16 protein-coding genes are annotated in these 17994 nt (G+C 74.5%); 5 read left to right on the top strand and 11 right to left on the bottom strand.

What is annotated here, in order from left to right:
- Positions 1 to 8 precede the first annotated feature (8 nt).
- From GA0074696_RS04425 to GA0074696_RS04415, 3 genes are all read left to right on the top strand, one after another.
- Complete coding sequence (locus tag GA0074696_RS04425) at positions 9 to 2045, top strand: ATP-binding protein (protein ID WP_088959906.1); 2037 nt, start codon at positions 9 to 11, stop codon at positions 2043 to 2045.
- On the top strand, positions 2042 to 3232 hold the full coding sequence (locus GA0074696_RS04420; RefSeq protein WP_088959905.1) for an acyl-CoA dehydrogenase family protein: 1191 nt from the start codon (positions 2042 to 2044) through the stop codon (positions 3230 to 3232). Before GA0074696_RS04425 ends, GA0074696_RS04420 begins: the two co-directional genes overlap by 4 nt.
- A 103-nt stretch (positions 3233 to 3335) precedes the next feature.
- Positions 3336 to 4331: a hypothetical protein gene (locus GA0074696_RS04415; protein ID WP_157745825.1), complete on the top strand. Its 996-nt coding sequence runs from the start codon at positions 3336 to 3338 to the stop codon at positions 4329 to 4331.
- 87 nt (positions 4332 to 4418) lie between these two features.
- Here the strand turns inward: GA0074696_RS04415 and GA0074696_RS04410 are convergent, their stop codons facing one another.
- The 4 genes from GA0074696_RS04410 to GA0074696_RS30660 all read right to left on the bottom strand — a co-directional run bounded on the left by GA0074696_RS04410 (position 4419) and on the right by GA0074696_RS30660 (position 8690).
- Positions 4419 to 5459, bottom strand: a complete 1041-nt coding sequence (locus GA0074696_RS04410) for a hypothetical protein (RefSeq protein ID WP_088959903.1) — start codon at positions 5457 to 5459, stop codon at positions 4419 to 4421.
- A complete protein-coding gene (locus GA0074696_RS04405) occupies positions 5456 to 6394 on the bottom strand; it encodes a transporter substrate-binding domain-containing protein (protein ID WP_088959902.1) in 939 nt (312 codons plus the stop codon). Before GA0074696_RS04405 ends, GA0074696_RS04410 begins: the two co-directional genes overlap by 4 nt.
- A gap of 150 nt (positions 6395 to 6544) precedes the next feature.
- Positions 6545 to 8347 (bottom strand): alpha/beta hydrolase, encoded by a 1803-nt coding sequence (locus GA0074696_RS04400; RefSeq protein ID WP_088959901.1) that lies wholly within the window; start codon positions 8345 to 8347, stop codon positions 6545 to 6547.
- Between the two features lie 169 nt (positions 8348 to 8516).
- Positions 8517 to 8690 carry a hypothetical protein gene (locus tag GA0074696_RS30660; RefSeq protein ID WP_157745823.1) on the bottom strand — a complete coding sequence of 58 codons (174 nt, stop codon included), beginning with the start codon at positions 8688 to 8690 and terminating at the stop codon, positions 8517 to 8519.
- An 81-nt stretch (positions 8691 to 8771) separates the two neighbouring features.
- On the opposite strand from GA0074696_RS30660, the gene GA0074696_RS04395 reads away from it, so the two are divergent.
- A complete protein-coding gene (locus tag GA0074696_RS04395; protein ID WP_157745821.1) occupies positions 8772 to 9092 on the top strand; it encodes a hypothetical protein in 321 nt (106 codons plus the stop codon).
- Here GA0074696_RS04395 and GA0074696_RS04390 read toward each other — a convergent pair.
- The 7 genes from GA0074696_RS04390 to GA0074696_RS04360 form a co-directional block, all read right to left on the bottom strand.
- Positions 9079 to 10599 (bottom strand): serine/threonine-protein kinase, encoded by a 1521-nt coding sequence (locus GA0074696_RS04390; protein WP_088959899.1) that lies wholly within the window; start codon positions 10597 to 10599, stop codon positions 9079 to 9081. The two genes, GA0074696_RS04395 and GA0074696_RS04390, sit on opposite strands and share 14 nt — an antisense overlap.
- 31 nt (positions 10600 to 10630) lie before the next feature.
- Positions 10631 to 11122 carry a hypothetical protein gene (locus GA0074696_RS04385; protein WP_088959898.1) on the bottom strand — a complete coding sequence of 164 codons (492 nt, stop codon included), beginning with the start codon at positions 11120 to 11122 and terminating at the stop codon, positions 10631 to 10633.
- A 253-nt stretch (positions 11123 to 11375) separates the two neighbouring features.
- Positions 11376 to 14969 carry an adenylate/guanylate cyclase domain-containing protein gene (locus GA0074696_RS04380; RefSeq protein ID WP_088959897.1) on the bottom strand — a complete coding sequence of 1198 codons (3594 nt, stop codon included), beginning with the start codon at positions 14967 to 14969 and terminating at the stop codon, positions 11376 to 11378.
- A complete protein-coding gene (locus GA0074696_RS04375; RefSeq protein ID WP_088959896.1) occupies positions 14966 to 15799 on the bottom strand; it encodes an MBL fold metallo-hydrolase in 834 nt (277 codons plus the stop codon). The genes GA0074696_RS04380 and GA0074696_RS04375 overlap by 4 nt, the downstream gene beginning before the upstream one ends.
- Before the next feature lie 124 nt (positions 15800 to 15923).
- A complete protein-coding gene (locus tag GA0074696_RS04370; RefSeq protein ID WP_088959895.1) occupies positions 15924 to 16385 on the bottom strand; it encodes a RidA family protein in 462 nt (153 codons plus the stop codon).
- 5 nt (positions 16386 to 16390) lie between these two features.
- Positions 16391 to 16546, bottom strand: coding sequence for a hypothetical protein (locus GA0074696_RS31105; RefSeq protein WP_088959894.1), 156 nt, complete (start codon positions 16544 to 16546; stop codon positions 16391 to 16393).
- Between the two features lie 47 nt (positions 16547 to 16593).
- The gene (locus GA0074696_RS04360) at positions 16594 to 17070 is read right to left on the bottom strand and encodes a hypothetical protein (protein WP_088959893.1); all 477 of its coding nucleotides are present in this window, start codon (positions 17068 to 17070) and stop codon (positions 16594 to 16596) included.
- 326 nt (positions 17071 to 17396) lie between these two features.
- Here GA0074696_RS04360 and GA0074696_RS04355 point away from each other — a divergent pair, with 326 nt between their 5' ends.
- Complete coding sequence (locus GA0074696_RS04355; protein WP_088959892.1) at positions 17397 to 17978, top strand: Rv0361 family membrane protein; 582 nt, start codon at positions 17397 to 17399, stop codon at positions 17976 to 17978.
- The last annotated feature ends 16 nt before the right edge of the window (positions 17979 to 17994 follow it).

Here is a 17994-nt window from a genome sequence, read left to right as displayed (position 1 = left end):
GGCCACTCATGATCAACCGACTGCTGGTGGCCAACCGGGGCGAGATCGCCCGCCGGGTCTTCGCCACCTGCCGGGCGCTCGGCGTGGAGACGGTCGCCGTGCACTCGGACGCCGACGCCGACGCGCCGTTCGTCGCCGAGGCCGACCACGCGGTGCGGCTGCCGGGGAACACGCCGGCCGAGACGTACCTGCGGATCGAGCAGATCCTGGACGCGGCCCGGCGGACCGGCGCGGACGCCGTGCATCCGGGCTACGGCTTCCTCGCCGAGAACGCCGAGTTCGCCGCGGCGGTGACCGACGCGGGGCTGACCTGGGTCGGCCCGCCGGCCAAGGCGATCGCCGCGATGGGCGACAAGATGGAGGCGAAGGCGCTGCTCGCCGAGGCGGGCGTGCCGATGCTGCCGACCTGGACCGACCCCGACCAGATCACCGACTTCCCGGTGCTGGTCAAGGCGTCCGCCGGCGGCGGCGGGCGGGGCATGCGGGTGGTCCGCGACGCCGCCGACCTCGCCGAGGCCGTCGCCTCCGCGCGCCGCGAGGCGGCCGCCGCGTTCGGCGACGGCACGGTCTTCATCGAGCGGTACGTGGAGCGCGGCCGGCACGTCGAGGTGCAGATTTTCGGCGACACCCACGGCACCATGGTCGCGCTGGGCGAGCGGGACTGCTCGATCCAGCGCCGGCACCAGAAGATCGTCGAGGAGGCCCCGGCAGTCGTCGGGCCGCAGGTGCGGCAGCGGCTGCACGAGGCGGCGGTCGCCGCCGGCCGGGCCGTCGACTACGTCGGCGCGGGCACGGTGGAGTTCCTGCTCGCCCCGACCGCCGAGTTCTACTTCCTGGAGATGAACACCCGGCTCCAGGTGGAGCACCCGGTCACCGAGGCGGTCACCGGCCTGGACCTGGTCCGGCTGCAACTGCTGGTCGCCGAGGGCGAGCCGCTGCCGGTGGCGGCGACCCCGCCGGTCGACGGCCACGCGATCGAGGTACGCCTCTGCGCGGAGGACCCCGCCCAGGGCTTCCGTCCCGCGACCGGCACCCTGCACCGGTTCGCCGTCCCGGGGGTGACCGGGGCGTTCGCCCCGACGAAGGGGCTGCGACTGGATTCCGGCGTGACGGACGGCTCGACGGTGGGCGTGCACTACGACTCGATGCTGGCCAAGCTGGTCGCCTGGGCGCCGACCCGGGCGGAGGCGGTCCGGGCGCTGGCGGGTGCGCTGGCCCGGGCCCAGTTCCACGGCGTCGCCACCAACCGGGACCTGCTGGTCCGGGTACTGCGCAGCGCCGAGTTCGCGGCGGCCGAGGCGGACACCGGTTTCCTGGACCGGCACCCCGAGGTCTTCGCCCCGCTGCTCCCCGCCGACCGGTCGCCGCTGGCGGCGCTGGCCGCCGCGCTCGCCTCGGCCGCCGCCCGCCGCGCCGCGGCGGGCGTGCTCGCCGGGCTCCCCTCCGGCTGGCGGAACGTGCCGGCGTTCCCGCAGGTCACCCGCTACGCCGGGCCGGACGGCGGCGAGATCGAGGTGCGCTACCGGCTGGACCGCGCCGGCGCGCTGGCGCAGTGGCACACCGACCCGGGCGTGACATCGGCCGACGGGCCGTCCACGGAGGCCGGACCCGCGGCCGAGGCCGGCCTGGCCGGGCAGCCGCCGACGGTGGCGCTGGTCGAGGCGAGGCCGGACCGGGTGGTGCTCGAGGTGGACGGCGTGCGCCGGGCGTTCCGCGTACACCGGGTGGGATCGGCGGTCTTCGTGGACGGCCCGGACGGGGCGACGAGCCTGATCGAGCTGCCCCGGTTCCCGCTGCCCACCGCGGAGCTGGCGGCCGGGTCGCTGCTGGCGCCGCTGCCCGGCGCGGTGAGCCGGGTGCACGTGGCGGTCGGTCAGCGGGTCGCCGCCGGCGACCTGCTGCTGACCCTGGAAGCGATGAAGCTCGAACACCCCGTGCTCGCCCCGACCGACGGCGTGGTCGCCGAACTGCCGGTGCCGGCCGGCGGCCAGGTCGACACCGGCGCCGTGCTGGCCGTGGTCAACCCCGAGGAGGACCCCCGATGAACTTCGACCTCACCCCCGAGCAGGACCAGCTCCGCGACGCCGTCCGCGCGCTGGGCCGGCGGTACGGCCACTCCTATTTCGTAGCGAAAGCGAAGTCGGGGGAACACACCGCCGAGCTGTGGAGCGAGGCCGGCCGGCTCGGCTACCTCGGCGTCAACATCCCCACCGAGTACGGCGGCGGGGGCGGCGGCATCACCGAACTGGCCCTCGTCTGCGAGGAGCTGGCGGCGGCCGGCTGCCCGCTGCTGCTGCTGGTGGTCTCCCCGGCCATCGCCGCCACGGTGATCAACAAGCACGGCACCGACGAGCAGCGCAAGCGCCACCTGCCCGGCCTGGCCGACGGCACCCAGAAGATCGTCTTCGCGATCACCGAGCCGGAGGCCGGCTCGAACTTCCACCGGCTCGGCACGGTGGCCCGCCGCGACGGCGACGACTGGCTGCTCTCCGGCCGCAAGTGCTACATCTCCGGAGTCGACGAGGCGCAGTACGTGCTGGTCGTGGCCCGTGTCGCCGTCGGAGACGGCCAAGGCGGCTCAGGGGATGCGTCTCCCCAGAAGCTGAAGCCGGCGCTGTTCATCGTGCCGACCGACGCGCCCGGGCTGACCCGCTCCAAACTGGACATGGAGATCCTCTCCCCGGAGAACCAGTTCCTGCTCTACCTCGACGACGTGCGGCTGCCCGCCGACGCGCTGGTCGGCGAGTCCCTGGACGCCGGGCTGCCGGCGCTGTTCGCCGGGCTCAACCCGGAGCGGATCACCGTCGCCGCGATGGGCGCCGGCACCGGCCGGTACGCGATCGAGCGGGCCAGCGAGTACACCGCCACCCGCAAGGTCTGGGGCGGGCGGAGCATCGGCTCGCACCAGGGCGTGGCGCACCCCCTCGCGCACGCGGCGGTGCAGGTGGAACTGGCCCGACTGATGATCCACAAGGCGGCCACCCTGTACGACGCCGGCCGCGACCTGGAGGCCGGCATCTCCGGCAACATGGCCAAGTACGCCGCCGGCGAGGCCGCCGCGCTGGCCGTGGACACCGCCGTGCAGGCCCTCGGCGGGGCCGGCATGACCACCGAGTACGGCGTCGCCACCCTGCTCGGCGCGGTACGCGCCGGCCGGATCGCCCCGGTCAGCCGGGAGATGATCCTCAACTTCGTCGCCCAGCACGTCCTCGGTCAGGACAAGTCCTACTGACCCGGGTGGATCCGGGCGCCGGACCGGAAAGGGTGGCCGGACCGACACCGTGATCCGACGACTCCCCACTGTCACCATCGACGGTGACAGACCACAGGGGAGGGTGTCATGGACAGAAGAGCCGTACTCAGGGGGCTCGCGGGCGCGGCGGTGGCCGCGCCGGCCCGCCGGGCTGCTCGGCGCCGCGCCGGCCGAGGCCGCGACCCACTACGTGATGGCGACCGAGCAGGCCAGCGGTCGGATCCTCAGGTTCAACCCCGCCGCCTGGAGCAGCGGCACGGTGCTGTGGAAGGCGCCGAGCACCACCGGTACGTGGACGAACCTCTCCGACGTCAAGCGGCGGGGCAGCGCGAACTGGGGCAACGTCATGCTGGTGACGTCCTCCGGGGTGGGCGACTACCTGGGCCGGGCCGCGATGATCGACGAGAGCGCGATCGGCTCCTCGCGGACCGGCGGGATCGTCTGGCAGGCCGCCGTGGACGGCAACCCGCACTCGATCGAGCGGATCGAGGGCAAGGGGGCGATCGTGGTGGCCCCCTCCAAGGGGCCGACCGGCTCGGCCAGCGGCGGCGGCCTGCACCTGTTCGTGCCGTCGACCAACGGCGGCAAGCCGGGCACCCGGGCCGTCAAGTTCTACGGCTTTCCCGGCGCGCACGGGGTCATCTACCACCAGAACGGCTTCGTCATCGCCGTGGGCACCGGTGAGGTGCGCCTCTACGGGATCACCGGCAACGGGTCCAGCACCCGGTTGTCGTACCGGACGAAGCTGACCTTCAGCGACGGCGCGGGGCGGGCGAAGGTCGGGCACGACATCCTGCCCGACCACGACGGCAGCGGCTACTTCTTCACCTCGTCGTACAACGTGCGCTCGCTGCAACTGGTGTACGCCGGCAACAGCTGGCAGTTCACCTCCGGCCAGGTCAGCGGGGCGGACCACGTCAAGGCGTACACCCGGCTGCCGAACGGGGTGCGGACCTGGGTGGTGCCGGGCTCCGGCGAGGGTGACTGGAGCCGCACCATCCACTTCAGCTCCGGCAACCACAGCAAGAGCGGCGCCCGCTTCTACCGGGTGCGGTACTACACCACCGCGTTCGGCTGATCGGCCGGGCGCCCGGGGCCGGCGGGGCGACGCCGGGCCCGGGCGCCGGGCGGGCCGGTCGTACCCGTGGTGGCCGCTACGGGCAGCTCAGCCCACGGCGCGGCAGGCGGCGTCGATGCGGTGCACCGGGCGCACCCGCCGGCCCGTCCCCTCCAGCAGCGAGTCCTCGACGTGGAAGTCGCGGATGCGCAGCCGGTGCCGGGGCAGCTCCTCCTCGCTGGGGCAGAGCACCTGGGCGCGCACCTGGTCCACCGGCACGTAGCGGACGCCGCCGCGCTCCTGGAGCAGCACCACGTTCACGTCGTCCACGGTCACCACGTGCCCGCGGACGTCCTCGGTGACGCCGGGCGTCGACTCCACGGTGGTGACGGTGAGCGGCAGCACCGGCGTGCTGATCACCGGCAGCGCGGCCCAGACCAGCATGGCGAGCACGGCCGCCTCGGTCAGCGAGGCCAGTGGCCGGATCACCGCCGCCGGCAGCGGACCGGTGACGCCGAGCGCGAGCAGCGGCGGCGCGACGAGCAACAGCAGGGCCAGCAACTCCCCCTGCCGCCAGGCGTCCCGCAGGGTCGGCGCGAGCAGCCAGGCGTACCCGACGAACAGGGCGGCGAGCAGCAGCAGCCGGGGCGCGACCTGCTCGTGCAGCCGGGCCGGGGTGAGCTGGAACGCGGCGACGAACGCCGGGATCAGCAGCGGCAGGTAGAGCAGCTGCCAGGTGACCAGGGCGAGCAGGAAGCTGGCGACCACGAACCAGGCCGGGGTGATGTCCACCCAGCGGGCGAAGAGCGGCCGGCGGAAGCTGGCCGGCATCCGCTCCACGCTCACCCGGAGCACCGCGCCGAGCGCGAAGACCGCGACCAGGCCCGTGGAGAGCAGTCGGGCGGCCGTGGTGAGGAAGCCGGCCAGCAGGTTCACCGGGCCGACGTTCGCCACCAGGAGCAGGGTGGTCTGGAGTTCGCCGCCGGCCTCGACGCCGAGCCGGAGCACGGAGAAGATCGCCGGCACGCCGACCACGGCCGTCCAGAACGACTGGCTGGCCCGGGCCCGCCGCTCGGCCGGGTCGCTCCCCTCCCGCGCTGGCCCGGCGGGGCCCACGTCACGCTGGGCGGGCACCGCCGGGGCGCTCACCGCCGGGGCGCCTTGTCGTCGAAGTCGACCAGCTTGGGTACGTCCAGCGGCTGCGGCTGCGACTTCGGCCCCCTCATCCAGGGCCCCAGCGTCCGGTTGTACGCGGTCAGCCAGGGACTGCTGATCCCGGAGCGCCCCTGCTGGTAGCTCTTGTCGAGGAAGAAGGCGACCAGGTCGCGCAGGGCCGGGTCGCCGATCGGCACCCCGATGCCGAGCGTCTCGCTGGTGCCGAACGGCATGTCGACGATCTCGAACTCGGTCGGGTACTGGGAGAGGAAGCCGGCGAGGATGGTCTCGTCGGAGCTGACCGCGTCGTACCGCCCCTCGCGGATGCCGTTGACGCAGTCGCCGACCCGCTTCACCACCAGCGCCTTGACCTGGTGTTTCTCCAGCTCGGCCTCGGTGGTGGAGCCGCCACTGGTGCAGATCTTGTACGCCGGGTCGCGAAGGTCCTCGATGGTGCGGATCTTGTCCTTCAGCCGGTTCGGGACCATCACCTCCTGGGTGGTGACGAAGTACGGCCCGGCGAAGCCGACCTGCTTCTTGCGCTCCTCGGTGATCGAGAAGCTGGAGACCACCAGGTCGACCACGCCGCCCTGGAGGGCCGGGATGCGATCCTCGGTGGCCAGCGAGACGAAGTCGATCCGCTGGTCGCCCTCGTAACCGAGGGAGGCGGCGATGTACCGGGCGATCTCGACGTCGAAGCCGACGTAGCTGCCGTTGCGCAGCTCGCCCATCAGCGGCTCGGTGGCCGCCACCCCGATCCTGATCTTCGGCTGGCCGTCGATGTGCGACTCGCGCAACTTGTCCAGCACCGAGGGGAGCTGCGGATCCTGCCGGTTGTCGCAACCGGCCGCGGCGGCCAGCGTCAGGGTCAGCGCCACGGCCAGCGTGGTCGCGACCGAGCGGAACCTCGGGGAGGAGCTGTCGTTCATCGGGCTACCTCGCTGACGGACACGGCCTGCGGGACACCGACAGTAGCGGCTTCCCACCACTTCGGTGGTCATCCGAACCGCGTGGAAAGTGACCGGGGTACGACAGGCGACCCGAGCGCCCGCCGTACCCCGGCGTCCTTCAACGCACCGTCAGCGCACCGTCAGCGTCCCCACGGCGGGCCGCGGCGCGACGACCGGCGGCAGCCGCTTCGGCTCACCCGGGGCCGGCTCGCCCTCGGCGGCCAGCGCGCTCTTCGGCGCGGCGGCCCGCGACGTCTCCGGCTCGGCCGGCACCTCGACGAAGGGCTGCACGTCACCGGTGCAGCGGGTGCCCTTCTTCGGCAACGTGCCCTTGAGCAGGTAGGCGTCGACGGCACCGGTCACGCAGGCGGACGTCCCGTAGGCGGTGTGCCCCCAGCTGTCGCTGCTGAGCAGCCGGCTGTTCGGCAGCAGCTTCGCCGAGCTGACCGCCGCGTCGTAGTTGGTGGCCGGGTCCCAGTAGTTGCCGACCACCAGCACCGGGGCGCTGGTCTTCCGGTTGAACGGACCGGTGTAGGCGTCCTCGTCGCGCACCGTCCAGGTGTTCCGGGCGCACGGCGCGGCGCTCCAGCCCCAGGCCCGCCCGAAGTACGGGGCCCGCTTGTCCTCCTTGGCCGTCAGCGCCGGCCAGGCACCCGCGTCCGTCGGGTGGTACGCGTCGGTGCAGTCGACACCGAGGAACGTCTCCAGCCCGTTGTTGTACGGGAAGTCGTACCGGCGCTGCTGCCGGGCCTGCTCGGCGCGCTTGGCGACGGCCGTGCGGGCCTGCGCCAGGCGGGCCGAGGTGGCCGATCCCGGATCGGTGAGCACCAGCAGGTCGGCGGTGATCGAGGCGATGTCGGCGTAGCCGTACGGGCTGTAGAGGGAGCTGAGGCTGGCGCCGACGAAGTCGGCGTAGCTGACGGTGAACGAGCCCGCGTCCGGGTCGTCGATCACCACCGGCTTCTTGCGCAGCCGCTGCGCCACCAGCTCGTACGAGGCGACCGGGTCGCCGGCCGCCAGCGGGCACGCCTGCTCGCCGGCCTTGTCGCAGCGGAGCAGGATCTCGTGCAGCGCTTTGTACGCGCCGTCGGCGCTGCGCAGCCGGGTCTCCTGCAGGTCGCCGCGGGCCTTGCCCTGGCCGACCCAGGCGTTCGGGTCGAGCACCCCGTCGACGACCAGCGCGCGGACCCGGTCCGGGAACATGTTGGCGTAGTACTGGCCGAGCGCGGTGCCGTAGCTGAAGCCGAGGTAGCTGAGCTTCTTGTCGCCCACCGCCCGGCGCAGCACCTCCATGTCGCGGGCGACCTCGGCGGTGGACATCGCCCCGGTCAGCGGCTTGCCGGTGGTGGAGCAGGCTCGGCCGACCGCCTTCGACGAGTCGATGTACGCCTTCTCCTCGGCCTTCGTCCACGGGAACGCCACGTTCAGCCCGGCGTACGCCCTGGTCTGGTCCTTGACCGACGGGAAGCACTTGACGTTGTCACTGGCGGCGACGCCGCGCGGGTCGACGCCGACGATGTCGAAACGGTCCAGCAGCTCGTCGGAGAGGAAGTACGGCGCGGCGAGCGCGATGTCGGTGCCGGAGCCGCCGGGGCCGCCCGGGTTGAGGAAGAGGCTGCCGATCCGGCTCTGCTGGTCGCGGGCCTTGACCCGGAGCAGCGCGATCTCGGTGGTGGCTCCCTTGGGCTGGTCGTAGTCCAGCGGCAACCGGGTGGTCGCGCACTCGGCGTAGTCGTAGCAGGCGTACCAGTCGAGCTTGGGCGTGGGCACGCGGTCGACCCGCCGGGCCTCGGCGGGACTGGTGCGGTCCGATGTGGTGGGTCGACCCCAGCCGGTGGTGACGGGCGACGCGGTTGCGGGCGCGATCGCCGATCCGGCGAGGAAGAGGCCGGCGATTCCTGCCGCGGCCAGGGACCGGGAAGTACGTGGCATGTGCTGCCTTCCGGTGGAGGACGGGGATTGTCGAGGTGAACCTCGACCTCCGTCACCCTAGGGGCGGCAGACAATGCTCGCGGCCCGGCGAAACGCCACCAAAGGGACCAATTATCCGGACGATGTAACGAAATTTTCATTGTCGACGCTGTTTGGCATCCTTCCGCCCTCAGGACCCCGTCTCCTCGAACCAGTCCGGCTCCGGCCCGGCAGTCGGCCCGCCCGGCTCCGGCGGCACGTGGTCGTCGACCACCCGCCAACCGGCGGCGTCGGAACGCAGCAGCAGGAAGGCGTCGATCTCGCTGTACGGCGCGCCGACGGCGTACACGGTGCCGGCGTCCACGGTGACCTTCTCCAGCGAGCAGACGCCCCGCGGATCCGGTGCGCGGATTGACAGCGCGTCCCACCCGGAGATGCTTGTCGGGTGGGACGAATCCTCAGGCCGGGCCCGCGCGCCGTGGCGGCGGTCGCGTCGCTCGGCGCCGTCGCGGTGCTGGTGACCCTGCTCGTGCGGCACCCCGCCAACATCCTGACGGTGGGGCTGGCGCTGCTCTGCGTGCTGCTGGCCACGGTCGCCGGCACCGCCGTGGCCGCCCTGCGCGAGCAGCCCTCGACGACGGGCGTCACCCCGCCGGGGCCGCCGGACGCCGGCCCCCCGGTGCTCGACGCGGACACCCTCGACGCGCTGGACAGCGCTGCCGTCCGCGCGAAACTGGAGGGGCTGGACGACCTCAGGGACCGATGAGGGTGGGCGAGGCGAGCGCGTCCACGCCCTTGCCGGCCAGGCAGCGGTACGTCCGGCCGGTCTCCGTGCCGCTCGGCGGCAGGACCTCCAGGTTCCAGCCGGTGGGGTAGGCCAGCCCGCTGGTGAGCCGGAAGGTACGCGTGTTGCAGACCCGGCGGACGGCCGGGTCCGCGCTGATCGCGGTGTGCCCCGCGCCGACCAGCGCGGGAGGCAGCTCGCCCTCCACATAGGTCTCCCAGGTGTGCCGGCCGTCGCAGGACACCTGCGGCGCCACGGCCCGGTCGCCGCGCAACCGCACCGGGCCGAAGCACTCCAGCCCCGACGCGCAGTGCGCCCCGGGAGGCAAAGTCAACGGGGACGAGCCGGCGACGCAGCCCGGCAGCGAGCCCCACGCGGCCGGCGAGGCGGATCCGGTGGCGGTCGGCGTCGGCGTGGGGGCGGCCACGGACGCGGCGTTGCCGGCGACCCAGGCACCGGCGCTCGCCGAGGCGGCCAGGGCGAGGACCCCGGCGCCGCCGAGGAACCACCGCCGCCGCCGGCGTCGCCCGTGCGGCACGGTCGGGTGGGCGTCCTCGGGCACCGGCCGCGGCGGCCCGGACCGGTCCACGGTGTACGGCCCGGAGGGGCCCCCGGAGATCGGCGCTCCACTCACCGGCGCCCCGCTGACCGGGGACGGGACCGAGCCGAGCGGCAGCGCGGTGAGCAGGTCCCGAAGCTCGAGCGCGGAGGGACGCGCGCCCGGGTCGTTGGACATCCCGGCGCGCAGCACGTCGACCAGCTCGGTCGGCACCCCGGGCAGCTCCGGGATGGGCTGGTTGAACATCTCCAGCACGGTGACCAGGCTCGGGTTCCGCTCCGACTGCCAGCGTGGCGGGCGGCCGTGCATCACCGCGTAGAGGGTGGCGCAGAGCGCGTACACGTCGACGGCCGGCGATGGCGGGCTGTGGCTGAACATCTCCGGCGGGGCGTACGCCGGGGTGAGCACCTCCAGGGTGACCGAGGCGTCGCGCACCTCGGCCAGCACCGCCAGCCCGAAGTCGGCCAGCACCGCCGGGTTGAAGTGCGAGTGCAGGATGTTGGCCGGCTTGACGTCGCGGTGCAGCACCCCGGCCGCGTGCGAGTGGGCCAGCGCATCGGCGATCTTGATGCCGAGGTCGCGGGTCTCCGCCGGGCCGAGCGGCGAGGTGCGCATCCGCTCGGCGTACGAGCCGTCGCAGAGCTCCATGATCAGATACGGGTGCTGGTCGACGGTGACCCCGACGTCGAAGAGGTCCACCACGTGCGGGTGGGACGACATCTTCCCGGCCGCGCGCGCCTCCCGGAGGAACCGGGCCTGGTCGCGCTCGCTGTCCAGCGTGCGGTTCTCCACCTTGACGGCGACCTCGCGCCCCACCGAGATCTGCGTGGCCCGGTAGACGGTCGCGTAGCCACCCCGGGCGAACACCCGCAGATCGGTCAGACCGGGCACGATGGGCAGCCGGAGGGCGCCGGGCGGGGTCTCGGTCACAGCTCTGAAAATACCCGTCCCGCCGGAGCGCTCAGCGGACCGTACCGGCGGCCGGTGCGGGACCGGCGCTCTCACCGGCACCCGACCCGACGCCGTCCGGGCCATCGACGGATGTCGGGGCGACCGCCCGGCGGGCGTCCCAGCGCAGGCCGACGGCGGTGGCGACCGCCCCGAGCCCCTCCCAGAGGGCGACGCCGAAGAAGCGGTCCGGCGCGACGTCGGCCAGCACGGTCAGGGTGAAGACGGTGAAGGTGACCAGCCGGAAGACCACCGTGAACCGGTAGAAGGCCCGCCACTCGGTGGCGACCGCCAGCAGGTAGTAGACGCCCATGTTGAACGAGGCCATCGACGAGGCGGTGAGGAACGTGCCGGTGTAGTCGCCGGCCGCCCGCCGCGCGGGCACCTCGAAGCCGAGCATCCGCAACTGCGCCTCGGGCCAGACCAACCCGAGCGCGCCGAGCAGCAGCGCCAGGACGCCGAAGACCGCGATCGTCCAGCCGGCGCCGGAACGCGGCAGCCTCATCTGTCCTCCCCACCCCCAGGGCACGGCCGGGTGACCGACCGCGTGGAAGGACACGCTAACCGCCCCCACCGACACGCACATCCCCGAAACCGCCAGACCTGCCCCCTCCCCCACCCCCACCCCCTTCGCGCGCACTTTCGGAGAAAGAGTCGCTATCCGCAGTGGAATAGCCACTCTTTCTCCGAAAGTGCGCCCAAGCGGGGGGTGCGGGGCGCGGGGCGGGGGTGGGGTGGGGGTGGGGGGTGGGGTGGGGTCAGGGGGTAGGTGTGAGGCGGGCGCGGAGGGCGTCGGCGGCGGCGCGTTCGCTGCGCTGCTCGGTCGCGTACGCCAGGCGGACCGCCTCCTCGGCGCAGGCCAGCGCCTCGACGGGCCTTCCGCAGGCGGCCAGCGCCTCGGCCAGCACGCTCGCCCCGATCACCTGGCTGCGTACGTCCTCGGCGGGGGCGGCGACCGCCCGGCGGGCCCAGTCCAGCGCCTGCTCCCGCTGACCGTGGGCGAGCAGGGCGGAGGCGTACCGGGCCATCGTCTGGCGGCGGGAGAAGAGCAGCGTCGGGGCGTTCGCGGCGGTGGTGGCCACCGGGGCGAGCAGCCCGACCGCGGTGGCCGAGTCGCCGGCGACGAGCCGGGCGGTCGCCAGCAGCACCCGGGGCGCGACCTGGGCCGGCGCCTGCGGGTTGTGCGGTTCGACGGCCGTCAGCACCGCCCGGGCGTCCCGCTCGGCGGTCTCGCAGTCGCCCATGTCCAGCGCGACGAAGCCGCGCATCGTGCCGGCCATCCCGGTGAGCAGCGGGTGCGAGGTGCGCTCGCCGTACGCGAGGGCGTCGGTGAGCAGGTCGGCGGCGTGCTCCGGCTCGCCCAGGCCTCGCGCCACCACACCCCGCACCACCAGGGCGAAGCCGCGTCCCCAGTCGTCGGAGACCTCGGCGAAGTCCCGGTACGCCCGGCGTGCCGACCGGTCCGCCTCGGCGATCTCGCCCAGCTCGGCGCCGGCGAACGCCTCGACCGCGCGCAGCGTGCCGACCGCCCACGCCTCGCCGACCCGCTCGCCGAAGGGCAGGAAGACGTTCGCCAGCCGGCACGCCTCGTTCAGCCGGCCGGCGAGCAGCCGGGCGAACGCGGTGGTGCCGCGCAGCCAGGCCCGCCCGTACGGGTCCTTCAGCTCGGCGAAGAGCCGGGCGGCCCGGCCGAGCACCGCGTCGGTGCCGGCGAAGTCGCCCCGGGTGGTGGTCACCCAGGCCAGGTTCTGCAACGACCAGGCCTGCCCCCGCCGGTCCTGCGCGGCGAGGCTGACCTGGTACGACGCGGCGAGGCGGCTGCTGGCCTGGCCGAGCCGACCGGCGACGAAATCGGCCATCCCGAGCCGGCGCATCGCCGAGGCGCGCAGCGTCGGCAGCTCGCCGGCGGTGGCCACCTGCAACGCCTCCTGCCAGCAGGTCACCGCCCGGGCCTGGTCGCCGAGGGTCTGGTGGGCCTGCCCGGCGAGCAGGAGCGCGCTCGTCCGGGTGGCCGCGTCGTCGCCGGCGTTGGCCGCGATCTTCTCGGCGAAGGCGAGCGCGTCGGCGGGGCGGCCCACCTGGAGCAGGGCGCGGGCGTGCACCACGCGGTCGGCGGCGGGCACCCCGTCCCGGGCCAGCTCGGCGGCGCGTTCGGCGTACTCGACGGCCAGGGCCGGCTCGCCGGCGTGCATCGACCGGCGAACGGCCCGGCCCAGCGCGGCCACGCCCTGCGGGGCGACCGTGCGGGCCGGCGCGTCCGGCCGGAGCTTGACCGCGTCGGCGAGCACGGCGGCCCGCTCGACGTGCTCGGCCACGAAGTCGTCCCGGGCCGGGTCGGTGAAGCCGCCGGGCGGGGTGGCCGCGGCGTCCGGCACCGGGGCCGCCCACCGGGCCAGCGCGGCGTGCCGCTCGGCCAGCTCGGCCTTGCTCACCCCGGCGTACGCGGCCTCCCGCATCAGCGGCGTGGCGAAGGCGTACCCGGTGCGGGTGCGGTGCAGCATGCGGCGTTGCAGCAGCTCCTCGACGGCCCGCTCCAGCTCGACCGCGGCCACCGCGGCGGGCCGGCCGTCCCGCCCGACGCGGAGCTCGCGGAGCGCCTCCAGGGTGCCGGTCGGCACGGTGTCGCCGACCACGGCGGCGTCCCGCAGCACCGAGCGGGCGTCCGCCGGCAGCGCGTCGATGCGGGCGGCGAGCACGGCAGCCAGGTCGCGGGAGAGCAGCCGGCTGCCCAGCGAGCCGGGCGCCAGCCGCCAGCCGCCGGGGTTGCCGGCGCTCCGCTCGGCGACCGCGGTGAGCGCGCCCCGCTCCATCAGCAGGGTGACCAGTTCGGCGAGGTAGAACGGGTTGCCCTGGGCGGTGGCGAGGAGCCGGTCCGCGTCGGCCTGCGGCAGCCGGCCGCCGCCGAGGTAGGTGGTGAGCAGCCGGGCGGCGTCGGCGCCGCGCAGCGGGGGCAGCGCGTGCACCTCGGCGTCGGCGACCCGGGTCAGCGCCCCCGCGGTGCGCACCAGCTCCGGCCGGCCGAGCAGCAGCACCAGCGCCGGGCCGGTGAGCCGGGACAGCGTCAGCCCGAGCGCGCTGATCGTCTCGGCGGTGGCGTCGTGCAGGTCGTCCACGACGATCACCAGCGGCGCCTCGGTGGCCAGGGCGCTGAGCAGGCCGGCGACCGCGTTCGGCACCGCCTCGGCGTCGGCCGGCGGGCCGCCGGCGGTCCACTCCCCGTTGTCGGTGGCGCTGCCGTGCCCGCCGGGCAGCTCGGCGTATCCGAGCAGGGCCAGCAGCTGGTCGGTGGCGAGCGGGGTGCCGCCCTGCCGGCCGAGCCGCTGGCCGAGCCGGCGCAGCCGCTCCTCCACGGCCGGGCGGGTGAGCGCGGTGGACGTGTCGTTGGGCAGGCCGACCGCGGCCCGGACCAGGTCGGCCAGCGGGGCGAGCCGGCGCCGCTCGCCGAAGGCGGCGCAGCGGACGGAGAGCACCCGGGCGCCGGTGTGCGCGGCGTACCGGCCCGCGCCGACGTCGTAGCCGGCGGCGAGGCGTTCCACCTCGGCGGCGAAGCGGGACTTGCCGATCCCCGCCTCGGCGGTCATCAGCAGCACCCGGGGCTCGCCCCGGTCGATCACCTCGGCGAGCCGGCCGGCGACCCGGCCGATCTCGGTCTCCCGGCCGACGAACGGGGCCTCGTCGCCGAGGCCCGAGCGGGTGCCCGGGGCGTCCAGGAGCCCCAGCAGCTCGTACGCCTCCACCGGCTCGCGCTTGCCCTTGAGCCGCAGCGGGCGCAGCGCCCGCCAGGAGGCGACGTGCCGGGTGGCGGCGGAGGTGCGCGCACCGCCGTAGACCGCGCCGACGGCGGCGGCGTCGGCGAGCCGGGCGGCGGTGTTCACCGTGTCGCCGATGACCGTGTACTCGATGGCCGCCTGGATACCGGCGATCACGTCGCCGGTGTTCAGGCCGACCCGCAGGCCGAGCGGCGCGCCGCCGCCCCGCTCGTCGTCGAGCACCCGGCGGACCGCCCGCTGCATGGACAGCGCGGCGCGGACCGCCCGTTCGGCGTCGTCCTCGTGCGCGACCGGCGCGCCGAAGACCGCCATGATGCCGTCGCCGGTGAGCTTGTCGACGTGGCCGCCGAAGGTCTTGACCGCTCCGGCGAGCGCGGCGAGCACCCGGTCGGTGACCGCGCCGACGCGTTCCGGGTCCAGGTCCTCCGACCAGGAGGTGAAGTCGGACAGGTCGCCGAAGAGCACGGTGACGACCCGCCGCTCGGCGGCGGGCAGGCTGGCGGCGGCCGGCAGCGCGGCGCCGCAGTTGTGGCAGAAGCGGGCGCCGGGCACGGCGACGGTGCCGCACACGGGGCAGGTCACGGTTGCTCCAACTCCGTGGCCCCGGCGCCGGATTCCCGGGGGGTGACCCCGAGGTACTCCAGCTGGGCCCGGACCGACCACTCGGCGGCCCACCAGAGCGACCGGTCGACGTCGGCGTAGACCCGGGCGACCACCTCGGGCGCGGTGGTCGCGCCGGCCTCGACCGCCGCGCGGACCTGGTCGAGCCGGGCCCGCCGGTGGGCCAGGTAGAACTCCGCCGCCGCGCCGCAGTCGGCCAGCGCCGGGCCGTGCCCGGGCAGCGCCGGGATCCCCCGGTACGCGGAGAGCAGTTCGAGGCTGGCGAGGTAGTCGCCGAGGTGCCCGTCGGGGTGGGCGACCACGGTGGTGCCCCGGCCAAGGATGGTGTCGCCGGTGAGCACGACCCGCTCGTCGCCGTGCTCGGCGAGGAAGCAGACCGAGTCGGCGGTGTGCCCGGGGGTCGGCACCAGGCGGACGGTGAAGCCGGCTGCCTCCACCGGGGCGTCCGGGGTCAGCGGCGCCGCGCCGATGGTGTGCGCCGGGTCGGCGGCCCGCACGGCGGCCCCGTCGAGCAGGTCGGCGAGGCGGGCGGAGCCCTCGGTGTGGTCGGGGTGCCCGTGGGTGATCAGCACCGAGCCGACCGGGCCGTGCGCGGCGATCCGGCCCAGGTGGCCCTCGTCCGCCGGTCCGGGGTCGACCACCACGGCGGGCGCGCCCGGGGCGGCACGCAGCACCCAGGTGTTCGTCCCGTCCAGCGTCATCGGCCCGGGGTTGGGCGCCCGCAACAGGGTCACCCAGCCGGGCAGCCCGTCCGCGAGCGCGGCCACCGGCCCCGTCACATGCCCGCCCATGGCTGCGATCGTACGACCCCGCCCGCCACTCCCCGCGATCTTGCAGCTTCAGCCGATGGTTTGTGGCCGTTCGCGGCTTTCAGCGGCCACCGAACCGCGGGATCGCGGGGAGCGGGCGGTGCGGTCAGGCGACCTCGACGATGACCTCGACCTCGACCGGGGCGTCGAGCGGCAGCTCCGCGACGCCGACCGCGGAGCGAGCGTGCCGGCCGGCCTCGCCGAAGACCGCGCCGAAGAGGTCCGAGGCGCCGTTGATCACGCCGGGCTGACCGGTGAACCCGGACGCGCTCGCGACGAAGCCGGTCAGCTTCACGATCTTGACGACGTTCTCCAGGCCGACCAGGGCGTCGACCGCCGCGAGGGCGTTCAGCGCGCACCGCTCGGCGAGGTCCTTGGCCTGCTCGGCGGAGACGCCGGCGCCGACCTTGCCGGTGGCGAGCAGCTTGCCCTCGGCGATCGGCAGCTGGCCGGAGACGAAGACGTGCTGGCCGGACTGCACCGCCGGCACGTAGCTGGCCACCGGCGGCACGACCTCGGGCAGGGCCAGCCCGAGTTCCGCCAGCTTGGCGTGAGGCCCGTTGCTCATGCCCGTCAGCCCTTCGGACGCTTCAGGTAGGCGACCAGCTGGTCCGGGTTCGGGCCGGGGACCACGGCGACCAACTCCCAGCCGTCCTCGCCCCAGTTGTCGAGGATCTGCTTGGTCGCGTGGACCAGCAGCGGGACCGTGGCGTATTCCCACTTCTGCATCGGTGGAAGGCTCCCTTGCCTGACGTGGACTGGTTTCCAGGCACAGCCTACGGTTTGGGCGTCGGCCGGGGCGCGGGACGCTGCTCGGGGGCGGTCGGCACCTCCCCGCACGGGCCCTCGTGGTCGTACGGCTGAGGGCAGCGGGACTTGTCGGGCAGCAGCAGGTCGCAGAAGACCCGGTGCCGGTTGTTCTGGTCGTCGACGGTCGAGACGGTGGTCTCCCCGGCGTCCAGCTCGGGCAGGAACCCCAGCGAGATCGCCACCGTGCCGGCCAGCGCGGTGGCCGCCGACAGGTCGGCCACCCGGATCGGCAGGTGGATGACGTACCCGGGCTCGTCCTCGTCCCGCCCGCCCCCGCGGTTGAGGATGCGCAGCACCTCGTTCGGCTCGGCGCACCGGCGGTACGAGCGCTCATTGATCGGGAGACTGCCGAGCGGCCCGTCCGCTTCCCCCCGATCGGTGAGCCGGCCCGCCCGGTCGCCGGGCGGGAACTGGGCTCGAGCGATGTTGTCCGCGTCGCGCATGTACTGCCTCCGGGCCTCAAACCATGAACTGTCCGCCGTCCGGACCGGACCCACCGCCCGACCCGCTCCCCCGCCGGCACGAACGTAGGACCGCAGCCCAGACGGCCACAACGGGACGCGCATGGTTGATCACCTGGAGTCACATATGCGACAGATGCCTCGTCCGGAACGTGACGACGCGGGCCCGCGGCTCGTGAACGGTGCGCCACGGAAGGACCCATCGACCGCTACCCTTCTGCCTCGGACGGGCGAGCGACGTCGCCCGCCGCGCCCGAACCCTCTTCCCCGCCCAGCGGCGGCGAGGACGCCCATCCCCGGGGGACCAGATGACCCAACCGCCGAACGACGGAGCGACCGGATCGCCGGCCACCCCCGCGCCGGGCGACACCACCCCCGACGAGTCCGGGCCGGGCACCATCCCGCCACCCCCGCCCGGCTACCCCGCGTACCAGGCGCCGGTGGCCCGGCGCCGGCGCGGCCTGCTCATCGCCTCGCTCGTGCTGGCCGGCGCGCTGCTGCTCTGCGGCGGGGGCGGGACGGCCGCGTTCCTGGCCCTGCGGAACACCGAGGACGGCGAGGGCGCCAAGGAGCCAGCGGTCGCGGTCGACAACTTCCTCACCGCCGTCTACCTGGACCAGGACGCGAGGAAGGCGGCCGACTACGTCTGCTCGAACGCCCGGGACCAGGAGAAGCTCGACGCCAAGGTGGCCGAGGTGCGCAGGTACGCCGCCGGCTACGCCAACCCGCGCTTCCGCTGGGCCAGCCCGAAGGTCGACAACCAGACCGGGGATCGGGCCACCGTCACCACCAAGGTCACCATGACCACCGCCGACGAGAAGGTCGCCGAGCAGGCGCTGCGCTTCACCGTCGTACGGAAGACGGGTTGGTGGGTCTGCGAGGTGGCCTGACGCCGCCGGGTGGATA

It is taken from the genome of Micromonospora purpureochromogenes, assembly GCF_900091515.1.
Lineage (GTDB): Bacteria > Actinomycetota > Actinomycetes > Mycobacteriales > Micromonosporaceae > Micromonospora > Micromonospora purpureochromogenes.
This window is presented reverse-complemented; position numbering and strand designations above follow the sequence as displayed.

Bases quoted from the DNA above. Each gene is read 5' to 3' on its own strand.
- GA0074696_RS04355 (WP_088959892.1), top strand. From the start codon at position 17,397: ATGACCCAACCGCCGAACGACGGAGCGACCGGATCGCCGGCCACCCCC.
- GA0074696_RS04385 (WP_088959898.1), bottom strand. From the start codon at position 11,122: ATGAGGCTGCCGCGTTCCGGCGCCGGCTGGACGATCGCGGTCTTCGGC.
- GA0074696_RS04405 (WP_088959902.1), bottom strand. From the start codon at position 6,394: ATGAACGACAGCTCCTCCCCGAGGTTCCGCTCGGTCGCGACCACGCTG.
- GA0074696_RS04420 (WP_088959905.1), top strand. From the start codon at position 2,042: ATGAACTTCGACCTCACCCCCGAGCAGGACCAGCTCCGCGACGCCGTC.
- GA0074696_RS04370 (WP_088959895.1), bottom strand. From the start codon at position 16,385: ATGAGCAACGGGCCTCACGCCAAGCTGGCGGAACTCGGGCTGGCCCTG.
- GA0074696_RS04425 (WP_088959906.1), top strand. From the start codon at position 9: ATGATCAACCGACTGCTGGTGGCCAACCGGGGCGAGATCGCCCGCCGG.
- GA0074696_RS04360 (WP_088959893.1), bottom strand. From the start codon at position 17,070: ATGCGCGACGCGGACAACATCGCTCGAGCCCAGTTCCCGCCCGGCGAC.
- GA0074696_RS04375 (WP_088959896.1), bottom strand. From the start codon at position 15,799: ATGGGCGGGCATGTGACGGGGCCGGTGGCCGCGCTCGCGGACGGGCTG.
- GA0074696_RS31105 (WP_088959894.1), bottom strand. From the start codon at position 16,546: ATGCAGAAGTGGGAATACGCCACGGTCCCGCTGCTGGTCCACGCGACC.
- GA0074696_RS04400 (WP_088959901.1), bottom strand. From the start codon at position 8,347: ATGCCACGTACTTCCCGGTCCCTGGCCGCGGCAGGAATCGCCGGCCTC.